At 72.4% G+C, this 2388-nt stretch carries 4 protein-coding genes; all 4 read left to right on the top strand.

Going from position 1 to position 2388, the window contains the following annotated elements; all coding sequences use genetic code 11:
- Positions 1-674, top strand: a 674-nt coding sequence (locus tag ACTS11_RS15340) for an acyl-CoA dehydrogenase family protein (RefSeq protein ID WP_442641171.1), incomplete at its 5' end; no start/stop codon positions are given.
- A 6-nt stretch (positions 675-680) separates the two neighbouring features.
- Entirely contained in the window at positions 681-1079 is a 399-nt protein-coding gene (locus ACTS11_RS15335; protein ID WP_442641170.1) for a DUF1622 domain-containing protein, read from the top strand.
- Positions 1076-1384: a hypothetical protein gene (locus ACTS11_RS15330; RefSeq protein WP_442641169.1), complete on the top strand. Its 309-nt coding sequence runs from the start codon at positions 1076-1078 to the stop codon at positions 1382-1384. The genes ACTS11_RS15335 and ACTS11_RS15330 overlap by 4 nt, the downstream gene beginning before the upstream one ends.
- Positions 1385-1425: 41 nt before the next feature.
- Complete coding sequence (locus ACTS11_RS15325; protein ID WP_442641168.1) at positions 1426-2286, top strand: EcsC family protein; 861 nt, start codon at positions 1426-1428, stop codon at positions 2284-2286.
- The last annotated feature ends 102 nt before the right edge of the window (positions 2287-2388 follow it).

Genomic DNA, 2388 nt, shown 5'->3' with positions numbered 1-2388 from the left:
ACGGCCCTGACGCCGACACGCTGGTGGTCTACGCCAAGACCGACCCCGAGGCCGGGTCGAAGGGCATCACCGCCTTCCTGATCGAGAAGGAGATGAAGGGTTTCTCCACCTCGCCGCATTTCGACAAGCTCGGGATGCGCGGCTCGAACACGGCGGAGCTGGTGTTCGAGGACGTGGAGGTGCCCTTCGAGAACGTGCTGGGCGAGGAGGGAAAGGGCGTCCGCGTGCTCATGTCCGGCCTCGATTACGAGCGCGTTGTCCTCTCGGGCGTCAACATCGGGATCATGGCCGGCTGCCTCGACGAGGTCATGCCCTACATGGTCGAGCGCCGCCAGTTCGGCCAGCCCATCGGGAGCTTCCAGCTCATGCAGGGCAAGATCGCGGACATGTACACCGCGATGAACTCGGCCCGCGCCTATGCCTACGAGGTCGCCAAGGCCTGCGACCGGGGCGAGGTCACGCGGCAGGACGCGGCGGCCTGCGTGCTCTACGCCTCGGAGGAGGGGATGAAGGTCGCCCACCAGGCCGTTCAGGCGCTGGGCGGCGCGGGGTTCCTCAACGACAGCGCCGTCAGCCGCATGTTCCGCGACGCCAAGCTCATGGAGATCGGCGCCGGCACCTCCGAGATCCGGCGGATGCTGGTCGGGCGCGAACTCATGGCCTCGATGGGGTGAGCGGGGGTGGAGCGGCTGGCGGATATCGAGCAGACGGAGGGGATCCTGCACACGGATCTCGCGACGCTCGCGCACCTGCTCGAATGGGCCTCGGCCGTCGTCGTGGTGCTGGCCATCGCCGTCATGCTCATCGGCGCCGTCCGCTTCCTGATCGGCTTCGTCTCGGCGGAGGTCCGGCGGGTCGAGACCGCGCGCGCCACGATCATCAACCGCGAGCGGGTGGAACTCGGGCGCTACATCCTCTCGGGCCTCGAGTTGCTGATCGTGTCGGACATCATCCACACGGCGCTGAGCCTCAGGCTGGAGGATCTCCTGTTCCTCGGGCTCCTCGTGCTGATCCGGTCGGTCATCAGCTACTTCCTCGACCGCGAGATCAGCGAGATCAAGAAGGATCCCGAGCGGTGACGCGGGGCATCGCCCTGCCGCTGGCCGCGCTCGCGACGCTGGCGCTGGCGCTCGGTGTCCGGCTTGGCGTGGGCGCGCGGCCCCCGACCGAGACCGAGATCATCGAGGCCGCGGCCGCGCTCTACGTGGCCGAGACCGGGGGCGCGCCCACCGACTGCGCCGCGCGCCCCTCGGCCGCGCCGGGCGTGCATCTCGTCGTGACCTGCGCGGCGGGGGACGGCACCCCCTGGGCCGCCGCCTACGACCCGCGGGGCCGCAAGCTTCCGGCCGATGCCTTGGCGCAGGACGGGGAACCCGCCACATGAGACGCGCAAGGCAACGGCAGGCAGCACCGGAGGCGAGCGCCATGGCGGAGAAGGATTGGCCGAGGAAGGACAGGCCGACGAAGGAGAGCGGGACGGGGCGGCAGGCGGCCACCGAGGAGGGCTACCTGCGGAGCGTGCTCGAGGAGCAGGACGCCTACCGCGCCGCGCAGCCCGCGCTCCTGCCGCGGGCGATCCGGGGCATCGCGCGGCCGGTCAGCGTGCTGACGCACCGGCTGGTGCCCGCCGAGGCGGTCGAGCTGGTGATCCGCGGCGCCGACTGGGCGGCCTCGGCCTCGATCCGGCGCGTGGCCCTCGACCACGACTTCGCGGACCTTCGGGCCTGCGACGCGGCGGCGGCCGACATCCGGCGCTGGGCGCTCGGCTACGCGGTGACGGGCGGGGGCGCGGCGGGCGCCTTCGGCGCGCTCGGCCTCGCCGTCGACGTGCCGGCGACGATCACGCTGGCGCTCAGGACCGTGCGGCTGACGGGCCTCTGCTACGGCTTCGGGGCGGATACCGACGCGGAGCGGGTCTTCATCCTCGACACGCTGGAACTCGCGGGTGCGAACGGCATGGCGGAGAAGCGCGCGGCGCTGGCGCGGCTGGCGCGGGACCGGACGGACCTCCCCGCCGACAGCTGGGGCCGGATCGTGCGGCTGACGGGCCAGACGGCGGGCGCGCAGTCGGCGGCCAAGCGCGTGGCGGCGGTGCTCGGCCTGAACCTCTCGACGCGCAAGGCCGCGCAGCTCGCCCCGTTCGTGGGCGCGGCCATCGGCGCGGGCGTGAACGCGGCCTTCCAGAACGACGTCGCGGCCGCCGCCCGCCACGCCTACCGCGAGCGCTGGCTCCAGGTGAACGAGGGGCTGATCCGGGGCGAAGGCGCCGAGGGGGGAGAGGCATGAGGGGGACAGGTCGATGAGATTGCGCTCGAACCTCGTCGCGGGCTCGGAGGAGGCGCGCGCGAACCGCGCCGCCCATCTCGAGGCGCTGCGCGTCGTGGAGGA

Source organism: Roseicyclus sp. (assembly GCF_052168335.1).
Taxonomy (GTDB): Bacteria; Pseudomonadota; Alphaproteobacteria; order Rhodobacterales; family Rhodobacteraceae; genus Roseibacterium.
Note: the sequence above shows the minus strand (reverse complement) of the source record. Positions and strands in the feature narration are given on the sequence as shown.

Excerpts from the sequence above, each read along its gene's own strand:
- ACTS11_RS15325 (WP_442641168.1), top strand. The coding sequence starts at position 1,426 with ATGGCGGAGAAGGATTGGCCGAGGAAGGACAGGCCGACGAAGGAGAGC.